Consider the following 19,676-nt stretch of genomic DNA (forward strand, 5'->3'; position numbering starts at 1 on the left):
GCCGGCAGACGGACATCGGCCGTCCGCTGGTTCAGTCGCTGTCCGGGGTCAGGCGTTGCAGGCGGGACGCCGCTGCCCTGGCGCGGCGGCGGCACTCGGTCACACGGCGGTCGGCGAAGCGGGCGCGTTCCCTGGCCTGTCGTTCACCGGCGACGGCCTGCCGGTGCTCCTCCTCGGCCCGTTGCAGTTCTTCGGCCAGACTGCTGACGCGCTGTTCCAGCCGGTCCGCCCGCTGCTTGGCGTTCTCCACGTCGTGGGTGGCCGCCGTCGCCTCCTCCTCCGCGGCCCGCAGGTCGGCCTCGGTGTGCTCGGCCTCCGTGCGCGCCTTCGCCAGACGGGCGCGCCGGGTCTCCTCCGCTGCGCTCCTGCGGCGAGCGGCCGGCGGCGGCGCCTCGGCAACGGCGGGAGCACGTGGTACGGCATCCTGGGCGACCGCCGGGAACCCGACCGCGGCGTCCAGCGGCTTGACCAGCCTGCCCGCTGCCCACTGCCGCGCCGCTTCCGGGTCGGCGAGCACGGCGTGCAGAGTGCTCTCGACCTCCCGTTGGGCGTCCGGGGTGATCGGGCGACCCGCCTGTGCGGCGAGGCGCCCGGCCTGGCGCGACAGGGCGGTGATCAGGATCCGCTGCTGACGGATGAGCTCGCGCAGCTGGGCGCCGTCCAGGTCGAGGTGGGCCTGCCGCAGGCCCTCCCCGAGCCTCAGCAGGGGCTCCACCTGGTCGGCCTGCCGGCGGACCAGGATGTTGCTGGCCCACGCCGACAGGCTCGGGCGGCGCAGCTTGCCGATCTTCTCGGCGAGGGCGCGGTCACCCGCCTTGCGGGCTGCCGCCGCGTGGGCGTCGCGGGCGGTGGTGAAGTGCTCCGGGCGCAGCCCGTACAACTCGTCGGCGACGGCGTCGAAGTCCACGAGCGTCCCTCTCCACGCGATGGGGGGTGGTCGGTCGTCAGGGGCGGTCGTACGAAGGCGTCGCTTCGATTTTCCCAGAGATGATGGGCTCGTGAGCAGACGTGTCAGTGTGGGGATATCGGTCCTGTCGTTGCTGCCGGCCTCGATGTTGGCCTTCGCAGGCGTGCGTGAGTACCGGGAAGGAGGCTCCGTGTACTGGGCCGCGGCCGGGATCGGGCTCGTGCTTCTGTCGGTACATGTCCTCGTGCGGGACATACGGGCGGTGCGGGCGGACAGGGGCGGGAGCCGGTAGCGCCGAGTCGTGGGCCTTTCCGGGGCCGGACGGGGCAGCGCGAAGGCCCGGCCACGTGGGGAGTGGCCGGGCCTTGGTTCGAGGGCGATGTACGCAAGTTCGCCGAGAGGACAGGGATAAAGGGAGAGCGGGGTAAGAGGGGGGATCTCAGCGCTGGAGAGGAATCGACACGTGGCCGGCGGTTGTGGGCGGCTCCGCCTCGCAGTCCTCGGCCGGCTCGGCCGCGGCGGTGACGGGCGTGGTGGCCGCGGTGGCGATCTGGTCGGTCTCGGTGAGCGGACGGTGGCGGCAGCTCGGCGACTTTCCGTGGGCCTCGGCCCGAATGCGCTGTTTCATCGTGGGGGGCAGGGACCTGGCGTGCGACCTGGACCAGGGAGACATCGTCGGAACCGTGGGCTGTGCGGTGCTGTTGCGAGCCGGCTCGGTCTGCGGTACCGCCGCGGAGGCGGACGTGGTGATGAGTCCGAGCGCCGTGAACAGCGCGAGGAAGGCGGTGACGACGACGTTCCACAGCTTCATGACCTTGTTCCGGGCCATGGCCCCTCACTTTCGGGTCGGGCGATTTGCGTACTTTCCTCATGATGTGTATGGGGCTCGCGAAGTGGTGGACCGACGCCCGTGGCGCGGCGATCTTCGGATGAACAACACTCGGATGGGTGCAAGGGGCCCGAAAAGCCTGGAAAGGGAGGGAAGAGCGGCGAAGGCGGGGCAACTCTCACCCTCCGTAGGGGTGTGATCACCCTCGGGTCGGAGTGGCGTCGCCCTCTCCGCGTCCGGTGCCGGGGCCGCTTCGAGTGCGGGATCCCGGTGGGGAGTTGGGGCCTGGCGCAGGTCACCGATCGATATAGGTCGGTGTGTATAGTCGGGCGCCAGAGGTCCCCTACGTCAAGGAAAGACGAGGTCGCGCGGTGAAGAAGCTTCTCCTGGTCGCACTGGCCGCCATCGGCGGGCTCCTCGTGTACCGCCAGATCCAGGCGGATCGCGCCGAGCAGGATCTGTGGACGGAGGCGACTGACTCCGTGCCCACGGGTTCGTGAGTACCGACAACCGAGACTGAACAGACCCCGGCCGCGTCGCGGTCGGGGTTTTGCGTGTTTACGCATGCCGCGTGCGGGACCCGCGGGGCAGGATGAGTCAGGGCACGGACGGTTCGAAGGCGACAACTCCCGGGGGTGGGTGGGCGCGTGATCGGGCGGCGGCGTACGGCGTGGGGGCGTGCGGTGGCGGTGTTGCTGCCGGGGGTGATGCCGCTGGTGGTGCCCGGACCCTGGGGGTTGTCGGGGGTTGCCGGGGCTGCTGGGACTGGGGCGACGTCGGGGGAAGACGCGTCCATTTCTTCTGCCTCTTCCGGTTCTTCGGATGTCTCCTTCGCGTTCGCGGAGGACGCCCGGACCGTCCCCGCCGCCGTGGGCACCGCCGACGCCGTGCGCCTGGAGCCCGGCGAGACGTACCGCAGTAGCCTCCCGGCCGGCGGCACGGCGTACTACCGCCTCGTACTGGACGCCACCTCGAACGCGTACGTCTCCGCCACCGCCGTACCCGGTCCGGACGCCACCGTCTCCGCGATCGAGGGCGTCAAGGTGTCCGTGCAGGACGCCGACGGCAGGTCCTGCTCCACCGACACCACGACCTTCGGCGCCGCCCGCAGCCCGCACCCGATCGCGGCGGCGGGCGCGCGTGAGGCCGGTGGGACCCGCTGCCAGGGCGCGGGCACGTATTACGCGGTCGTCGAACGCGCCGGTACGACGGACTCCGCGCCGACCCCCTGGGACCTGGAGCTGGCGGTGGTCGAGGAGCCGGGACTGGCGCAGGCCGAGGAGTCGAAGGCGCCGCAGGCCTGGAACTCCGCCACGCCCGCGCCGCCCACGGACGAGCCCGAGCGACGGCAGGGCGGCGCCGGGTTCGCGACGGCGGCCTCCGTGGGGCAGGGCGTGTGGACCGACGACATCGCGCCCGGGCAGACGCTCTTCTACCGGGTCCCGGTCGACTGGGGCCGCCAACTGTCCGCCACCGCCGAACTCGGGACGGCCACCGAGGGCTCCGGCTACGCGGCCGGCGCCCTGGACGTCTCCCTCTACAACCCCGTGCGCGCGTTCGTCGCGGACAAGGGCGTCGGCTACGACGGCAAACAGCGGGCCGCCGCGCTCGCTTCGTTGCCGCCGGTCGACCACGCCAACCGTCACTCCTTCACCGGCCGCGTGAGCGGGATGCGCTTCGCGGGGTCCTACTACCTCGTCGTGCATCTCTCCACCGAGGTGGCCGAGAGGTTCGGCGACGGGCCGTTCGGGCTGACGCTGCGGGTGGGCGTCAGGGGCGCGGCGCAGGACGGGCCCGCGTACGCCGGACAGTCGGTGCCGAAGGGTCTGTTCGAGGTCTGGGGAGGGGGTCTGGCGGACGGTCTCGGGGCTGTGACCGGTGGTGACGGCGACGTCGGTGGTCGTGACGGGGCGATGACCGCGCTGGCCGCGGGCGGGATCGGCGCGGGCAGCGCGATCCTCGTGGGGCTCGGCGTGTGGACGGCCGTGTCACGGCGAAGGGCCGGGGTCGCCGGGTAGGGGGCCTGCCGGTGGTCGGCCGTCGTCAGATACGGGTCAGTGCCCAGAACCCGACCGCGTAGCAGACCAGCGCCAGCAGGAGCAGCGGGACCACCGCCTTGGCGGGCGGGCCGGGGTGGCGACTGGCGCGGCGGCCGCCGCGGGGACTGGTGCGGTGGCTGGAGCGTCCGCTGGTGCGGCGATGACCGGTGGGCGGCCGGGGAAGCGGGGGTACCTGCGGGTCCTGCGCCGTGTAGGAGGCAGTGGAGACGTCGGGGCGGTGCGGGATGCCGGGCTGCGCGGGGGCGGGGGCGGGGTGGAGCGGCGGCTGTGCCTGCGGGGGGTAATGCGGTGGGGGGGAGTGCTGGGGTCGCGGTGTGCTTCCGTGCGATGACGGTGGTGCCGTGGGGGGTCGGCGGGTGGTGACCGTCGGCTGGGGCGGCGGCAGGTGGAAGCTGCCGGTGTCGGACATGTTGGCCGGTTGCGGGGGCGGCGCCGCCTGCCGATGCCGTGGGTCGGCGGATACGTCCGGGCCGGCGGTGCCGGTTGCCGCGGAAGCCGTGCCGGGGCGCGAGGAGCTCGCGACAGGTATGCCGCCACTCTCCACGCGTGGTGCCCCGTACGTCCCGCTGTGCCTTCCGACCTGCGGCGCTCCGGACGGTTCCGCGTCCCGCCCGGTCTGCGGCGCTTGGGGCGGTTCCGCGTCCCGCCCGGTCTGCGGCGTCTCGGGCGTTCCGTCGTGCCCGGCCTGTGACGTCCCGGATGCTTCCCCGACCCCTCCATCACCCGTGGCCTCGGTCGATCGCCCCGCCGGTCGGGTCCCGCCGGGCCGCGGCCGTGGTCCGTCCGGTCCGAAGCCCGGTGGCAGGGGCCCGAGTTGGTCGAAGATCTCGATCTGCTCGTCGTCGGGACCGGGCTCCGGCAGCAGCTCGACCGCCGCGGCGAGCGCCTTGCGCGCCCCCGTGGCCGTGCGGAACCGGGCCACCGGATCCGGCTGCAGCAGCGTGGCCACGACCTGCCACAGAGGTTCGGGGATGCCCTCGGGCGCGCCCGGGGTCCCGTGGTCGGCGAAGTACTGGACGATCGCCTTGGCGTCCGGCTTGGCGCCCTCCAGCAGGTACAGGGCCACCAGCCCCACGGCGAACAGGTCCGCCGGGAAGTCCGGTTCCGCGCCCATCATCTGCTCGGGCGCGAGATAGCCGGGTGTCCCCACCACGAGGTTGGTCTCGGTCAGACGGGGTTCGCCCAGCCGCATGGCGATCCCGAAGTCGGACAGCCGCAGCCGCGGCCGTCCGGTGCCGGTGGCCTCCAGCAGCACGTTGGCGGGCTTGATGTCACGGTGCACGACGTCCTCCGCGTGCACGGCGGCAAGACCCGACAGGAGCTGGTCGAGGAGGGTGCTGACGAAGGGTGGTGGCAGCGGGCCGTAGTCCCCGACGAGGTGGACCAGCGAACCGCCGGCCACCAGATCCATCGTGAACAGGACCTTGTCGTCGTCGGCGGCCCAGCTGGCCGGTGCGAGCACATGGGGATGATCGATCCGCAGCGCCTGCTCGCGGACGAAACGCAGCAGGGAGTGCGCGTCGCGCTGCTGCAGCACCTTGGCGGCCACATAGCGGCGGCGGCGATGGTCCCAGGCGCGCCAGACGGCGCCCACTCCACCGCGGCCGATCGGGTCGGCCAGCTCGTACCGCCCGGCGAAGACCTCACCCATCGCTGTGCGCCGCTCCTCCCCCTCGGGTCAGCTTCAGTCCCCTTGTGTTCCCTTCGATTCCAGGGCTTCCCCCGTTGCGTGCCCTGCGAAGAGTGGGACGGCAGTTCAGCTCTGGTGCGCCTGGTAGTGCGCGACCGCGTCGGACGTGCGCCCGGCGCCGTACACCCGGAGGAACTCTGCCAGCTCCGGGTGGGTCGGGGCGAGGGTGTCCGCGGCGTCGATGATGTCGCCCGCGGCGGCCACCGAGCGCAGCAGGGACTGGATCTCACGGACCACCCGCTTGACCGTCGGCGCCCCCGAACTGTTCGTCGTGTGCGTGGTGTTGCTGAGCACCGATCCCCCCTGCGACCTCTTGATCTCGTCCATCCGGTCGGTGGCCTCGGCCGCGCTCACACTGCCGTCCGCCACCTGCGCGGCCAGCTCCTGGAGCAGCTGCACCCGCTGCACCACGGCCGGATTGCCGATCTTCGCCCGCTGCCCGCTCATCAGCTGCGACAGCATCGGTGCGGACAGTCCCAGCACCCCGGCGAGACGAGCCTGGTTGAGACCAAGATCGTCGATGAGCTTACGGAAGAGCGTCCCCAACGGCTCCCCGTACCAGTTCCGCTGCAGTTCCCGCGCTCTTGCGGTGGCTTCCTGCTGTGCGGCGTCCATTGCGTCTCCCCATCGCTTCCCCTAAACGGCGGTTCGCTGTAGCGAACCACGCCGAGCATCTTACGGAGAGTGGTCGTTCACGGGGACCCCCCAATCTTTTTGCGAGATACCGGGGGTGACCCGCTACTCTGGTCTGCGGCGCCTGCCGGTACGCGGTCCTTCCGGCGGATGTCCCTCTTCCCGGGGCCTTAGCTCAGTTGGTAGAGCGCTGTCTTTGCATGGCAGATGTCAGGGGTTCGACTCCCCTAGGCTCCACCCTCGGATGCCCTCCGAACTGCGGAAACGCGGTTCGGAGGGCATTGTGCGTCGCGGGCGTCCGGCACCGCGCCGGCCGGTGGGCGCGCGCGCCGCGAGTCCGGAACCGCCGACGGGCGACGGCCGGTGCGGACGCGGCACGGCGCCCTCGGACGGCCCGTGGGCACCGGCGCTGTCGTGTCCGTCACCCGGCGGCGAGTGGCTCCACCACGGGTTCCGGTACAGGTGCACGCGCTGTCGACCGCAGGGATGTCGGTGGCACCCGACCCGCCCCACAACCCGCTTGGCCTGGACCGGTCCCCACCTGTCGAGGCGGAGGGCCGGGAAACCGCCCCGCTTTGCGCAAACCCCGCCCGCTCTCCTCAGCCGCAATGTGACAAGGGCCGAGATCGGCTCGGCATTGCGCTCGCGATCACGGTTGGTCGCACACTGCCACGTCGGCGCCAAGTCCGCAGCCGCACAGCCGCGTTGGCTCCCGACGCGCACCCTCGTTGGTTCCACGTGAAACATGGCGCGCGTGAAACACGACGGTGGGGCGGGTGACCCTCCGGTCACCCGCCCCACCGTCGTGAAGGCGATCCGCCCCGCCGGCGCGGCCTCAGTCGCGGTCGTCGCGGTGCGTGGCCTCGTCCTCGGCCTGCTTGGCCTCCACCTCGGGATCGAGCACGGACTGGCCGCTGCCGTCGACCGACGTCAGCCGGCCGGACTCGGGGACCTCGGTCGCGGCGGGGGGTTCGACCAGCCAGTCCGGGTTGGCCTGCTTGTCCCACCACTTCCAGGCGGCGAAGGCACCGCCCGCGGCGAGGCCGACGACGGCCAGCGCCTTCACGGCGCGACCGGCCTTGGCCCGGCGCTCGTGCTTGCGGACGAGCTTCTGGATCTCCTCGGGCGAGATCTGGCCGCGCAGCGCGGCCAGTACGGCGGCGGCCCGGGCCGCCGCCTCGTCCTTGACGGGCCCGGCCGCGGCCACTGCCTGCTCGATCCTCGGCCGGGAGTACTCGGTGGCCTGCCGGGCGGCCTCGCGGGCGCGGACGGCGGCCTCGTGGGCGGCGTGGTCGACCTTCGGCGGCACGTGGGCGCGGACCTGGTAGCGGGCCTGCTCCAGATGCGGCGCGAGATACGACGCGTACTGGACGCGGGCCTGCCCCGCGGCCTGCGACACCTTGGGCGCGAGCCGTACGCGTGCCTCGTGTGCGTAGTGCGCGGCCCGGTCCTTGGCCGTGTCGGCGTAGGGCGCCACCACTTCCGCGGCGTGCAGCACGCTGTCCTTCGCCGAGCCGGTCGCGGCGCGCACGCTGTCGATGCGGGTCACGGGTTCCTCCTCCTCGGTGGCGTACGGTATTTCGACTTTCCACCCTTTTACGGATCATGCCTGCCGGAGAGCGATGCGGCATGCGCGGGCGGGCAACCGGGTCACGGTTGCGGTGCGATAGCGGATGAATACGGGGCAACAGGGAGCTTGTCGTCGACAATGCCACGGATCGGCGCCCGGCGCCCGTGTCCGGACACGACCGACGGAGATTTCGCAACAGAAACGCCCGGATACGCGCTTGACAGAGGGCGTCGGGCGACGCCGGACGTGGACCGTGCGAGGATCGTGGGGTCACAGGAAGACAACGGAAGGCAGATCGTGGCTGAGCAGCTTTACGCCACCCTGAAGACCAACCACGGCGACATCGTTGTTCGGCTCTTCCCGAACCACGCGCCGAACACGGTCAAGAACTTCGTCGAGCTCGCCAAGGGCGAGCGTGAGTGGGTCAACCCGGCCACCGGGGAGAAGTCCGCGGCCAAGCTGTACGACGGCACGGTTTTCCACCGGGTCATCAGCGGCTTCATGATCCAGGGCGGCGACCCGCTGGGCAACGGCACGGGCGGCCCCGGTTACCAGTTCGCGGACGAGTTCCACCCGGACCTGCAGTTCGACAAGCCGTACCTGCTGGCCATGGCGAACGCCGGCCCGGGCACCAACGGCTCGCAGTTCTTCATCACCGTCTCCCCGACGGCGTGGCTGAACCGCAAGCACACCATCTTCGGCGAGGTCACCGACGCGGCCAGCCAGAAGGTCGTGGACTCCATCGCGAGCGCCCAGACCAACCCGCGGACCGACCGCCCGCTCAACGACGTCGTCATCGAGACGGTCGTCGTCGAGTCCCGCGAGGCCTGAGTCCGGGACCTCCCGCTGGGAACCAAACGCCCCGCTCGTCCGTAAAGATGAGCGGGGCGTTGCAGTGCCACGACGACTGAGGGGACCTCATGGACCAGGCGCAGAGCAGCCAGCAGGACGCGCAGAGCGCGCCCGTCTGCTATCGCCACCCGGGCCGCGAGACCGGCGTGCGCTGCACGCGCTGTGAGCGCCCTATCTGCCCCGAGTGCATGGTCAGCGCCTCGGTCGGCTTCCAGTGCCCCGAATGTGTCCGCGACGCCGTCGGCACCGGTCACGCGCCGGGCGCCTCCCGCCCCCGCACCATCGCGGGCGGCACGGTCACCGCCGACCCCAGGCTGCTGACCAAGATCCTGATCGGGATCAACCTCGCGGTGTTCGTCCTCGTCCAGATCCGCCCGCTGGTTCTGTACGACCTGGTACTGAGGGGCGAGTGGCCGCCGGCGTCCCTGGCCCCCACGGAGGGGGTGGTGGCGGGCGAGTGGTACCGCCTGGTCACCTCGATGTTCACCCACGAGGCGATCTGGCACATCGCCTTCAACATGCTCAGCCTGTGGTGGCTCGGCGGCCCTTTGGAAGCGGCCCTCGGTCGGGCGCGTTTCCTCGCGCTCTACCTGATCTCGGGCCTGACGGGCGGCGCCTTGACCTATCTGCTGGCGAGCCCCACGACGGCCTCCCTGGGCGCTTCCGGCGCGATCTTCGGGCTGTTCGGCGCGACGGCCGTCCTGATGCGCCGGCTCAACTACGACCTGCGGCCCGTCGTCGTGCTGCTGGCGATCAACCTGATCTTCACCTTCACGTGGGCCAACATCGCTTGGCAGGCGCACATAGGCGGCCTCGTCGGGGGCCTGGTGATCGGCTACGCGATGGTGCACGCCCCGCGCGAGCGGCGGGCGCTGGTGCAGTACGGCGTCTGTGCGCTGACGCTGGTCGTGGTAGTCGGTGTGACGCTCTTGCGAACGGCCCAGCTCAGCTGAGCCGCGGGGTTATCCACTGAGCTCGACAGTTGTCCACAGCGTGTGGCGGATCTTGTGCACGCTGTGCGGGAACACCTGTGCCCCCTGTCATCGACCCGCGTTTCCGCAGGTCAGACAGGGGGCGAACGTGCTTTCGCGAGATCGTGCGACGGTCGTACCGGTGTCAACGCCCGATGGGTTATCCACAGATCGTCGTCTTTTCCCCAGGTCAGGTGTGGAAATTGACCCTGGGCTGTGGATAACTCAGCGGATAGCCGTGGGCAGAGGTCTGTTCACCGCCCGGTGGCCTGTCCTTCGGCCGGCTACTTCCACTGCGTGGAGACGCCGAACCCGGCCGCGATGAAGCCGAATCCGACCACGATGTTCCAGTTGCCCAGCGACTCGACGGGCATCGAACTGTTGGTCACATAGAAGACCACGATCCAGGCCAGCCCGATGAGGAACAAGGCGAGCATGACCGGTGCGACCCAGGCGCGGTTGTTCAGCTTGAGGCTGGTCGCCTGCTTCGACGGCGGCGGCGTGTAGTCGGCCTTCTTGCGGATACGTGACTTCGGCACGAGGGTCTCTCCTGTCGATGCGCTGCGTGGCCGCGCAGGGAACTGGGTCGGGCTCGGGGCAGCGTACAAGGGGACACTGAGCGCTCCCCCGGGCGTCCGTTAGCGTAGTGCTTCCACGGCGCCGAAGGAGATAAGGGTACGTTGAGCAATTCTGCCGACTCCCCCGGGACGGGGTCCAGCGCCGGCCGCCGGTGGGCCTTCCGGCCCGTTCGGGTCCTCACGGTGGGCGTCTTCGCGCTGGCCGGCCTCATCTTCTTCACCAGTTTCCACACGGCCAAGGGCACCAACATCCGCACGGACACGTCCCTGCTGAAGCTCTCGGACCTGATCCACGAGCGCAGCCGCAACAACGGCGAGCTGGGCGAGGCCAACGCCGCCCTGCGCGAGGACGTGGAGTCCCTGGCCGAGCGGGACGACGGCAGCACCAAAGCGGAGGACGACAAGCTCGCCGCCCTGGAGAAGCAGGCCGGGACGCACAAGCTCACCGGCGAGGCGATCACCGTCACCCTCGACGACGCCCCGCCGAACGCCACGGCCAAGCTCCCCGGCTACCCCGAGCCCCAGCCCGACTACCTGGTCATCCACCAGCAGGACCTCCAGGCCGTGGTGAACGCCCTCTGGCAGGGCGGCGCCCAGGGCATCAAGGTCATGGACCAGCGCCTGATCTCCACCAGCGCCGTGCGCTGCGTGGGCAACACCCTGATCCTCCAGGGCCGCGTCTACTCACCGCCGTACAAGATCACCGCCGTCGGTGACCCCGACAAGCTCCAGCAGGCGCTCTCCGCCTCCCCGGCGATCCAGAACTACATGGTGTACGTCAACGTCTACGGCCTCGGCTGGAAAGTCGAGGAGAACGGGACGGTGACGCTGCCCGGCTATTCCGGCACAGTGGATCTGCGATACGCCCAGCCCGTGCAGTGAGCGCCTTCTCGGGAGCCGCCGGTGCGCTTGGTCGTCAGGACCCTCAGTGAGCTGTGCGTCACCGTCGGCGCCGTGATCGTGCTCTTCGTCGTCCACGTGCTCTTCTGGACCGGCGTGCGGGCCGACACCGTCATGGACGATCAGATCGACCGGCTCCGCGAGCGATGGGCGCAGGACAGCACGCGCCCGGCGGCCCCGGGCGCACCGGCCGCGCCCTCCGAGCCGGCGACGTACGAGAACGGCGAGCCTTTCGCGATCATGTACATCCCGCGGCTCGGTTTCACGTGGAACAAGCCCGTCCTCGAGGGGACCGACACCGGCACCCTGAAGAAGGGCCTCGGCCACTACGCCGTCACCGCGCGGCTCGGGCAGAAGGGCAACTTCTCCGTCGCCGGGCATCGGCGGACGTACGGCGACCCCTTCAAGGACTTCCCGCGGCTGCGGGCCGGTGACGCGGTGGTGCTGACGGACGGGACGACCTGGTTCACGTACCGGATCGACAAGGGGCCGTACAAGACCGTGCCGACGGACGTCGAGGTGATCGACCCGCTGCCACGTAAGTCCGGGTACACGCGCCCGGGCCGCTACCTGACCCTGACCACGTGCGAGCCGGAGTGGGGCCACAGCCACCGCCTGGTGGTCTGGGCGCGTCTGGATTCCACACAGCCTGTGGAGGCCGGGAAACCAGCCGCCCTGCGCCGTTAGTCTGGTGCAGTACGGCGTGGGTTTCTGGTGCCGTGGTGCGACGGAAGGGACGGCATGTACGGCTGGATCTGGCGGCATCTGCCGGGGAACGCGTGGGTCAAGGCGCTGATCTCACTGGTACTGATCCTGGCCGTGGTCTACGTCCTGTTCCAGTACGTCTTCCCATGGGCCGAGCCGCTGCTTCCCTTCAACGATGTGACGGTGGACAACCAGTGAGCGCGCGCATTCTCGTCGTCGACAACTACGACAGCTTCGTCTTCAACCTGGTCCAGTACCTGTATCAGCTGGGCGCCGAGTGCGAGGTCCTGCGCAACGACGAGGTCTCGACCGAGCACGCGGGCGACGGCTTCGACGGCGTCCTGCTGTCACCCGGCCCCGGCGCCCCCGAGCAGGCCGGCGTCTGCATCGACATGGTCCGGCACTGCGCCGCCACCGGCGTGCCCGTCTTCGGCGTCTGCCTCGGCATGCAGTCCATGCAGGTGGCCTACGGCGGTGTGGTGGACCGCGCGCCCGAGTTGCTGCACGGCAAGACCTCGCTGGTCGAGCACGAGGGCAAGGGCGTCTTCGCGGGACTGCCCTCGCCCTTCACGGCGACCCGCTACCACTCCCTGGCCGCCGAGCCGCCCACGGTGTCGGCCGAGCTGGAGGTCACGGCGCGCACGCACGACGGCATCATCATGGGCCTCAGGCACCGCGAACTCCCGGTCGAGGGCGTGCAGTTCCATCCCGAGTCGGTACTGACCGAGCACGGTCACCGGATGCTGGCCAACTGGCTGGCCGAGTGCGGTGACGAGGGCGCGGTGGCGAGGTCGGCGGGGCTCGCCCCGGTGGTGGGCAGGGCCACGGCGTGACCGCGCTGCGCCCCGAGCGCGAGTCCGGCGCCGCGGCTCACGGCGGCGCCGGCGACCAGGGCACCTCGTACGGGCAGCAGCCGTACGAGGCGCCGGGCGCGTTCGGGGACTGGTACGGGCAGCAGCCGTACCAGGGGCCGGTGGGGCCCATGGGGTATGTGGGGGCGGCACCGGCGGGCGGGGCGCCGGTGGAAGAGGAGACGATGGCCCTGCGGACGTCGGATCTGCAGGGCGACTCCATAGCGGGCACCGCCGGAACCGCCACGACGGCCGCAGGGGCCCCAACGGCACCGGCAGGCACCGGAGTCACACCTGGCGGCCGTGCGGCCCGCAGAAAGGCCGCCAAGCGCCGTCACCGACGCCACGCGAGCAACGCCGACCCCGCCGATCACACCGATCACGGCAGCCCAAGCGGTCACAGGAGTCACGCCGGCCACGGCAGGCATGCCGGTCGCCCCGCTCCCTCCGCGGGCCCGTCGCAGGACGCCCGCCAGAGCCGCCCGTTGTCCCGTGTGGAGGCGCGCCGGCTCGCACGGGCGCGCAAGCCCGGCCCCGCCGTGATCGCCAGCCGGCTGATCGGTGAGGTGTTCATCACCACCGGCGTGCTGATGCTGCTCTTCGTCACCTACCAGCTGTGGTGGACCAATGTCCGGGCGCACGCGCAGGCCGGCAACGAGGCCAGTCAACTCCAGGACGACTGGGCGAACGGCAAGCGCAACCCCGGCGCCTTCGAGCCCGGCCAGGGCTTCGCGCTGCTGCACATCCCCAAGCTGGACGTGGTGGTGCCGATCGCCGAGGGCATCAGCAACGACAAGGTGCTCGACCGGGGCATGGTCGGCCACTACGCCGAGGGCGCGCTGAAGACCGCCATGCCGGACGACAAGACCGGCAACTTCGGGCTCGCGGGCCACCGCAACACGCACGGCGAGCCCTTCCGGTACATCAACAGGCTCCAGCCGGGCGATCCGATCGTCGTCGAGACCCAGGACACCTACTACGTCTACGACATGGCGTCGATCCTGCCGGTGACCTCGCCGAGCAACGTGAGCGTCCTCGACCCGGTCCCCCCGGGGTCGGGCTTCACCGAGCCCGGCCGCTACATCACACTGACGACGTGCACGCCGGAGTTCACCAGCAAGTACCGGATGATCGTCTGGGGCAAGATGGTCGAGGAACGGCCGCGCAGCAAGGGCAAGCCGGATGCGCTCGTCAGTTAAGGGCAGATGACACGTGGCAGCGACCACCGATCGTGAAGAGCACACCGACGCCGTCCCCGGGGCGCCCGAGCCACGGCGCCGCGGCCCCGGCCGGATCGCCACGGCGGTCAGTGTCTTCGGTGAACTCCTCATCACCGCGGGCCTGGTGCTCGGCCTCTTCGTCGTCTACTCGCTGTGGTGGACGAACGTCCTCGCCGACCGCAAGGCGCACCAGGAGGGCGACAAGGTCCGCGACAACTGGGCCACTTCCGAGTCGTCCGGCCCCGGCGAGCTGGACACCAAGGACGGCATCGGCTTCCTGCACGTGCCCGCGATGACCAAGGACGAGATCCTCATCAAGAAGGGCACGTCCGCGGAGCTCCTCAACGACGGCGTCGCCGGCTACTACACCGACCCGGTCAAGGCGACCCTGCCCACCAGCGGCAAGAACGGCAACTTCTCGCTCGCCGCGCACCGCGACGGCCACGGCGCGAAGTTCCACGGCATTCACAAGCTGACGAAGGGCGACCCCATCGTCTTCGAGACGAAGGACAAGTGGTACGTCTACAAGGTCTACGCCGTCCTTCCCGAGACCTCGAAGTACAACGTCAAGGTCCTCGACGCGATCCCCAAGGAGTCCGGCCGCATGAAGGCCGGCAAGTACATCACCCTGACCACCTGCACGCCGGTCTTCACCAGTCGCTACCGGTACGTCGTCTGGGGCGAACTGGAGCGCGTGGAGAAGGTGGACGGCGACCGGACCCCGCCGACGGAACTGCGCGGCTAGCCCGCACGGCACGTACGACAGAGCCCCGGCACCCTGGAGAGGGTGCCGGGGCTCCGTCGTGGGACGCGGGGCGGTCAGTCGCCGTCGCCGCCTCCGAAGAAGCCGCCGCCGTTGCCTCCGTTGCCGCCCAAGCTCACGGTTCGCAGGGTGATCTGCGTCGCGGCGGGGTCGTCGACGTCCTGGTCGCCCGGCGGGTTCTGCGCGGTGACGAACGCCGTGTCGCTCTGGTCGCTGCCGCCCTCGAATTGGATGTTGCTGAAGCCGGCCCCGTTCAGGATCTGCTTGGCCTCGCCCACCGTGCGTCCAACGACGTTCGGGACCTTGATTTTCTGCTTCTGCAGCTTGCCGACCTTCAGGTTCACCGTCGAGTTCTTGTCGACCTGCGAGCCGGGCGTCGGCGTGACCTCGATGACCTTGCCGTCCTGGTTGGGGTCGTTGGTCGGCACCTCGGTGCACTCACCGTTGAGACTGCTGCCCTGCAGCTGCTTCTTGGCGTCGTCACAGGACTGTCCGACCACGAACGGGACGGTGCTCTTCGCCTCGGCCTTGGCGACGATCAGCGTGATCGTGGAGCCCTTCTCGATCTCCTTGCCGCTGGCCGGGTTCTGATCCAGGACGGTTTCCGGCTCCTCCGACGAGACCCGGGTCTCCGTCTTGATCTTGAACTCGTAGTCCTCGCCCTCGAGTTTGGACGTGGCCTCGTCGATGGACAGACCGATCACGCTGGGCACGGCCACCTTCGGAGCACCCGTGGAGACCACGACGTTGATGGTGGTCTGCTTGTCGACCTCGGTCTTGGGCGCCTGGTCCTGGGAGCAGACGTTGCCCTTCTTCTGGTCCTCGCAGGGCTTGTTCTCGACCTCGAGGACGAGGTCGCTGTTCTCCGCCTGCTTCTGGGCGTCCTCCTGGGACAGTCCCACGAAGTTCGGCACCGGCACCTTGTCGTTGCTCACCCCGTCCCCGCCGAACGCGTACCGTCCGATCAGGATCGCGCCGAACAGGACCAGGACCGCGGCCACGACCAGCAGGATCGTCGAGGTGTTCGACTTCTTCTGACGGCGCCGGTCCGGGCGGTCGTCGTAGCCGAAGCCGCCGTCGTCCGGGTTGGCCGGGGGAAGCAGGGTCGTCGCGCCCGCGTGGCCGTGGCCGTCGGAGCGCAGGGCCGTCGTCGGCTGCTCGTCGGGGTAGCCGCCGTAGCCCACGGCGCCCATCGCGGCCGTGGCCGCGACCGGCTGGCCGTCGAGGCAGGCCTCGATGTCGGCGCGCATCTCGTCGGCCGACTGGTAGCGGTAGTTCGGGTCCTTGACCAGCGCCCGCAGGACGATCGCGTCCATCTCCGGCGTGATCTCGGGGTCGAAGACCGACGGGGGCTGCGCCTCTTCCCGCACGTGCTGGTAGGCGACCGCGACGGGGGAGTCGCCCACGAAGGGCGGGCGGACCGTCAGCAGCTCGTACAGCAGGCAGCCGGTGGAGTAGAGGTCGCTGCGCGCGTCGACCTGCTCGCCCTTGGCCTGCTCCGGGGAGAGGTACTGGGCGGTGCCGATCACGGCCGCCGTCTGCGTCATCGTCATGCCGGCGTCGCCCATGGCGCGGGCGATGCCGAAGTCCATCACCTTGACCTGGCCGTTGCGCGTCAGCATGACGTTGGCCGGCTTGATGTCGCGGTGGACGATGCCACTGCGGTGGGCGTACTCCAGGCCCTGGAGGATGCCGATGGTCATCTCCATGGCCCGCTCCGGCAGCAGCTTGCGGCCGGAGTGCAGCAGCTCACGGAGCGTGGAGCCGTCGACGTACTCCATGACGATGTACGGGATCGAGACCCCGTCGATGTAGTCCTCGCCCGTGTCGTAGACCGCGACGATCGCGGGGTGGTTGAGCGAGGCGGCCGACTGGGCCTCCCGGCGGAAGCGGGCCTGGAACGACGGGTCGCGCGCGAGGTCCGCGCGCAGCGTCTTCACCGCCACCTGGCGTCCCAGCCGGGTGTCATGCGCGTGGTAAACCTCCGCCATGCCACCACGGCCGAGCACCGGGCCCAGCTCGTACCGGCCGCCGAGGCGACGCGGCTCTTCCATAAGCTACCTACCAGCCCTCTCCGTCGGTCCCGGCCGGCATGTCGTGCGGCCGGAGACTGCCGTCCGGGCCTACCGTACCCGGCTCGCTTTGTATGACCTGGCCAAGCCCGTCAGCCGATACAGGACCGGTATCGCAACGTGCACCGATGTGAAGACGACGTGACGGGTGTCTCACTTCTTGCTCTCGATGACCGCCTCCATCACGCTTTTCGCGATGGGTGCGGCGAGGCCGCCGCCGGAGATGTCGCCACGGTCCGCCTGCTCGTCCTCGACCACCACGGCCACGGCGACCGGCGAGCTTCCGTCGCCGAGCTTGGCGTACGAGATGAACCAGGCGTACGGCTTCTCGCTGTTGTCGACACCGTGCTGGGCGGTACCGGTCTTGCCGCCCACGGTGACGCCCTCGATCTTCGCGTTGGTTCCCGTGCCCTTGTCGACGACCGTCTCCATCATCGACTGGAGTATCTGGGCGTTGTCCGACGACAGCGGCTTGCTGAGCTCCTGGGGCTCGGTCTGCTCGATGGTGTCGACGTTGGACGCCTGGAGCTTGTCGACCATGTACGGCTTCATCAGCGTGCCGTCGTTGGCGACCGCGGAGGCGACCATGGCCATCTGCAGCGGGGTCGCGGCGGTGTTGAACTGGCCGATGGAGGACAGCGCCACCTCGGAGGGGGCCATGTCGTCGGAGAACACGGACGCGTTGGCGCGGACCGGCGTGAACTGCTCCTCGGTGAAGCCGAACTTCTTCGCCGTCTCCAGCATCTTGTCGTTGCCGAGGTCGGAGCCGACCTTGCCGAAGACGGTGTTGCAGGAGTACTGGAGGGCGACCCGGAGCGTCGCGTTCTTGCAGGGGATGTTCCCCTCGTTCTTCAGCTCCGTGGTGGTGCCCGGCATGGTCCACGGCAGCGGCGTCTTGGTCGCAGCGTCCGCGTCCGTGTACAGACCGTGCTCCAGGGCCGCCGCCGCGGTGACCACCTTGAAGGTCGAGCCCGGCGGGTAGGTCTCGCGCAGCGCCCGGTTGAGCATCGGGTCGTTGGGGTTCTTCTTCTTCTGGAGCTTGTTCCAGGCCTTCTGGTCGTCGTCGGAGTACCCGGCGATCGTCGAGGGGTCGTACGACGGGTAGGACGCCAGCGCAAGGATCGCGCCCGTCTCCGGGTCCAGCGCCACCACGGCGCCCTTGCCGCGCTCGGCCAGACCCTCGTACGCCGCCTTCTGCGCGGCCGCGTTGAGGGTGGTGACGACGTTGCCGCCGGCCTTGTTCTTGCCGGTCAGCATGTCCAGGGTGTTGCGGAAGAACAGCCGGTCGTCGTTGCCGGTGAGGATGCCGTCCTCCAGGTTCTCCAGCTGGTTGGTGCCGAAGGCCTGGGAGGCGTAACCGGTGACGGGCGCCCACATGGGGCCGTCCTTGTAGGTGCGGACGTACTCGAAGTCGCCGCTGGCGGCCCGCTTGGAGCCGGTGATGGCCTTGCCGTCGACGATGATGTCGCCGCGCGGGGTGGCGTACCGCTCGATGGCCACCCGGCGGTTCTTGGTGTCGGTGGCCAGCTCGTTCGCCCGGACGTACTGGAGCCAGTTGTCGCGGATCAGCAGCGTCAGCACGAGCAGTCCGCAGAAGATCGCGATCCGGCGCAGGGGCTTGTTCATGACGGGCGGACCACCTGGGTCATCTCGGCGTCGGGGTTGGGTGCGGGGGCGGGCGCCGGGCGGCGCGCGGTGTCGCTGATCCTCAGCAGGATGCCGATCAGCGCCCAGTTGGCGATGACGGAGGAACCGCCGTAGGCCAGGAACGGCATCGTCATACCGGTCAGAGGGATGAGCCCCATCACACCGCCGGCCACGACGAACACCTGGAGGGCGAAGGCCCCGGACAGGCCGATGGCGAGCAGCTTGCCGAACGGGTCGCGGGCGGCGAGGGCGGTGCGCACGCCGCGCTCCACGATCAGCGCGTACAGCAGCAGCAGGGCCATCACGCCGGCCAGGCCCAGCTCCTCGCCGAAGGTGGCGAGGATGAAGTCGGAGTTGGCGGCGAAGCGGATCAGCTCGGAGTGGCCCTGGCCCCAGCCGGTGCCGAGGGTGCCGCCGGAGCCGAACGCCCACAGCGCCTGCATGGCCTGCTCGGAGTGGCCGATGACGCCCTCGCGGGAGAGCGTGTACTCGCGCATCGGGTCGAGCCAGGCGGCCACGCGTTGCTGGATGTGCACCTCGAAGGAGGCCACGCCGACCGCGCCGACCGCGGACATCAGCAGACCGAAGACGATCCAGCTGGTCCGCTCGGTGGCGACGTACAGCATGATGACGAACATTCCGAAGAACAGCAGCGACGTGCCGAGGTCGGTCTCGAAGACCAGGATCAGGATCGACATCGCCCAGACCACGAGGATCGGGCCGAGGTCGCGGCCGCGCGGCAGGTACAGGCCCATGAAGCGGCGGCTGGCCAGCGCGAGCGCGTCCCGCTTGACCATCAGGTAGCCAGCGAAGAAGACCGCGAGGACGATCTTCGCGAACTCACCGGGCTGGATGGAGAATCCGGCGACCGAGATCCAGATCTTGGCGCCGTAGATGTTCTGGCCGAGGCCCGGCACCAGGGGCAGCAGCAGCAGGAACAGTGCGCCGACCATCGAGATGTACGTGTAGCGCTGCAGGGCGCGGTGGTCCTTGAGGAAGATCAGCACCACGATGAACAGCGCGATGCCCATCGCCGTGTACAGCAGCTGGCGGGGCGCGGCGGTCCCGGCCTGGCCGATGTCCTGCAGCAGCTCCGACTGGTCCAGCCGCCAGATGGCGACCAGGCCCAGCCCGTTGAGCAGGGTGGCCAGCGGCAGCAGCAGCGGATCGGCGTACGGCGCGAACTTGCGGACGACGAGATGGCCGATGCCGGCCAACAGGCCCAGGCCGAGCCCGTAGCTCAGCAGGCCGGCCGGTACCGCGTCGTTGATGGCGAGGCCGACGTTGGCGTAGGCGAAGACCGGGATGACGACGGCGAACACCAGGAGACCGACCTCGGTGTTGCGCCGGCTCGGCGTGCCGATCGAGCCGATCGTGGACGTGTGCTGCGACGACGTGTTGGTAGTACTGCTCATCGTGTGACGGGGC

General features: G+C 70.0%; 19 protein-coding genes and 1 tRNA gene. 11 read left to right on the forward strand and 9 right to left on the reverse strand.

Annotated elements, in window-relative coordinates; genetic code table 11:
• Positions 1 to 31: 31 nt before the first annotated feature.
• On the reverse strand, positions 32 to 907 hold the full coding sequence (locus tag IPT68_RS18485) for a hypothetical protein (RefSeq protein WP_189695971.1): 876 nt from the start codon (positions 905 to 907) through the stop codon (positions 32 to 34).
• A gap of 439 nt (positions 908 to 1,346) precedes the next feature.
• A complete protein-coding gene (locus IPT68_RS18490; protein WP_189695970.1) occupies positions 1,347 to 1,736 on the reverse strand; it encodes a DUF6344 domain-containing protein in 390 nt (129 codons plus the stop codon).
• 371 nt (positions 1,737 to 2,107) lie between these two features.
• Here IPT68_RS18490 and IPT68_RS34145 point away from each other — a divergent pair, with 371 nt between their 5' ends.
• Both IPT68_RS34145 and IPT68_RS18500 read left to right on the forward strand, forming a co-directional pair.
• On the forward strand, positions 2,108 to 2,236 hold the full coding sequence (locus tag IPT68_RS34145) for a DLW-39 family protein (protein ID WP_003999697.1): 129 nt from the start codon (positions 2,108 to 2,110) through the stop codon (positions 2,234 to 2,236).
• Positions 2,237 to 2,605: 369 nt separating this feature from the next.
• The gene (locus tag IPT68_RS18500; RefSeq protein WP_308438728.1) at positions 2,606 to 3,754 is read left to right on the forward strand and encodes a hypothetical protein; all 1,149 of its coding nucleotides are present in this window, start codon (positions 2,606 to 2,608) and stop codon (positions 3,752 to 3,754) included.
• 25 nt (positions 3,755 to 3,779) lie between these two features.
• On the opposite strand, the gene IPT68_RS18505 is transcribed toward IPT68_RS18500, so the two are convergent.
• Positions 3,780 to 5,447 (reverse strand): serine/threonine-protein kinase, encoded by a 1,668-nt coding sequence (locus IPT68_RS18505; protein ID WP_189695969.1) that lies wholly within the window; start codon positions 5,445 to 5,447, stop codon positions 3,780 to 3,782.
• A 105-nt stretch (positions 5,448 to 5,552) separates the two neighbouring features.
• Positions 5,553 to 6,101, reverse strand: coding sequence for a helix-turn-helix domain-containing protein (locus IPT68_RS18510; RefSeq protein WP_189695968.1), 549 nt, complete (start codon positions 6,099 to 6,101; stop codon positions 5,553 to 5,555).
• A 182-nt stretch (positions 6,102 to 6,283) separates the two neighbouring features.
• On the opposite strand from IPT68_RS18510, the gene IPT68_RS18515 reads away from it, so the two are divergent.
• Positions 6,284 to 6,356 (forward strand) — tRNA-Ala (locus IPT68_RS18515).
• 598 nt (positions 6,357 to 6,954) lie between these two features.
• Here the strand turns inward: IPT68_RS18515 and IPT68_RS18520 are convergent.
• Positions 6,955 to 7,668, reverse strand: coding sequence for a DUF5324 family protein (locus IPT68_RS18520; protein WP_189695967.1), 714 nt, complete (start codon positions 7,666 to 7,668; stop codon positions 6,955 to 6,957).
• A 318-nt stretch (positions 7,669 to 7,986) separates the two neighbouring features.
• Between IPT68_RS18520 and IPT68_RS18525 the strand changes: the two genes are divergently transcribed.
• On the forward strand, positions 7,987 to 8,520 hold the full coding sequence (locus IPT68_RS18525) for a peptidylprolyl isomerase (RefSeq protein WP_189695966.1): 534 nt from the start codon (positions 7,987 to 7,989) through the stop codon (positions 8,518 to 8,520).
• A gap of 89 nt (positions 8,521 to 8,609) precedes the next feature.
• Positions 8,610 to 9,494 carry a rhomboid family intramembrane serine protease gene (locus IPT68_RS18530; protein ID WP_189695965.1) on the forward strand — a complete coding sequence of 295 codons (885 nt, stop codon included), beginning with the start codon at positions 8,610 to 8,612 and terminating at the stop codon, positions 9,492 to 9,494.
• 302 nt (positions 9,495 to 9,796) lie between these two features.
• On the opposite strand, the gene crgA is transcribed toward IPT68_RS18530, so the two are convergent.
• Positions 9,797 to 10,051: a cell division protein CrgA gene (gene crgA, locus IPT68_RS18535; protein WP_189695964.1), complete on the reverse strand. Its 255-nt coding sequence runs from the start codon at positions 10,049 to 10,051 to the stop codon at positions 9,797 to 9,799.
• Between the two features lie 141 nt (positions 10,052 to 10,192).
• On the opposite strand from crgA, the gene IPT68_RS18540 reads away from it, so the two are divergent.
• From IPT68_RS18540 to IPT68_RS18565, 6 genes are read left to right on the forward strand one after another with little or no spacing between them, the layout of a single operon-like run.
• Positions 10,193 to 10,972 (forward strand): DUF881 domain-containing protein, encoded by a 780-nt coding sequence (locus tag IPT68_RS18540; RefSeq protein WP_189695963.1) that lies wholly within the window; start codon positions 10,193 to 10,195, stop codon positions 10,970 to 10,972.
• A 21-nt stretch (positions 10,973 to 10,993) separates the two neighbouring features.
• Entirely contained in the window at positions 10,994 to 11,677 is a 684-nt protein-coding gene (locus tag IPT68_RS18545) for a class E sortase (protein WP_189695962.1), read from the forward strand.
• Positions 11,678 to 11,731: 54 nt separating this feature from the next.
• Positions 11,732 to 11,893, forward strand: coding sequence for a hypothetical protein (locus IPT68_RS18550; protein WP_030609287.1), 162 nt, complete (start codon positions 11,732 to 11,734; stop codon positions 11,891 to 11,893).
• Complete coding sequence (locus IPT68_RS18555) at positions 11,890 to 12,528, forward strand: aminodeoxychorismate/anthranilate synthase component II (protein ID WP_189695961.1); 639 nt, start codon at positions 11,890 to 11,892, stop codon at positions 12,526 to 12,528. Before IPT68_RS18550 ends, IPT68_RS18555 begins: the two co-directional genes overlap by 4 nt.
• Positions 12,525 to 13,745 carry a class E sortase gene (locus IPT68_RS18560; protein WP_189695960.1) on the forward strand — a complete coding sequence of 407 codons (1,221 nt, stop codon included), beginning with the start codon at positions 12,525 to 12,527 and terminating at the stop codon, positions 13,743 to 13,745. The genes IPT68_RS18555 and IPT68_RS18560 overlap by 4 nt, the downstream gene beginning before the upstream one ends.
• 13 nt (positions 13,746 to 13,758) lie before the next feature.
• Positions 13,759 to 14,511, forward strand: a complete 753-nt coding sequence (locus IPT68_RS18565) for a class E sortase (RefSeq protein WP_189695959.1) — start codon at positions 13,759 to 13,761, stop codon at positions 14,509 to 14,511.
• 74 nt (positions 14,512 to 14,585) lie between these two features.
• On the opposite strand, the gene pknB is transcribed toward IPT68_RS18565, so the two are convergent.
• From pknB to IPT68_RS18580, 3 genes are all read right to left on the reverse strand, one after another.
• A complete protein-coding gene (gene pknB, locus IPT68_RS18570) occupies positions 14,586 to 16,583 on the reverse strand; it encodes a Stk1 family PASTA domain-containing Ser/Thr kinase (protein WP_189695958.1) in 1,998 nt (665 codons plus the stop codon).
• Positions 16,584 to 16,754: 171 nt separating this feature from the next.
• The gene (locus IPT68_RS18575; protein WP_189695957.1) at positions 16,755 to 18,227 is read right to left on the reverse strand and encodes a peptidoglycan D,D-transpeptidase FtsI family protein; all 1,473 of its coding nucleotides are present in this window, start codon (positions 18,225 to 18,227) and stop codon (positions 16,755 to 16,757) included.
• Entirely contained in the window at positions 18,224 to 19,663 is a 1,440-nt protein-coding gene (locus tag IPT68_RS18580; RefSeq protein ID WP_189695956.1) for an FtsW/RodA/SpoVE family cell cycle protein, read from the reverse strand. The genes IPT68_RS18575 and IPT68_RS18580 overlap by 4 nt, the downstream gene beginning before the upstream one ends.
• Between the last annotated feature and the right edge of the window lie 13 nt (positions 19,664 to 19,676).

This window comes from Streptomyces chromofuscus (assembly GCF_015160875.1).
Classification (GTDB): domain Bacteria; phylum Actinomycetota; class Actinomycetes; order Streptomycetales; family Streptomycetaceae; genus Streptomyces; species Streptomyces chromofuscus.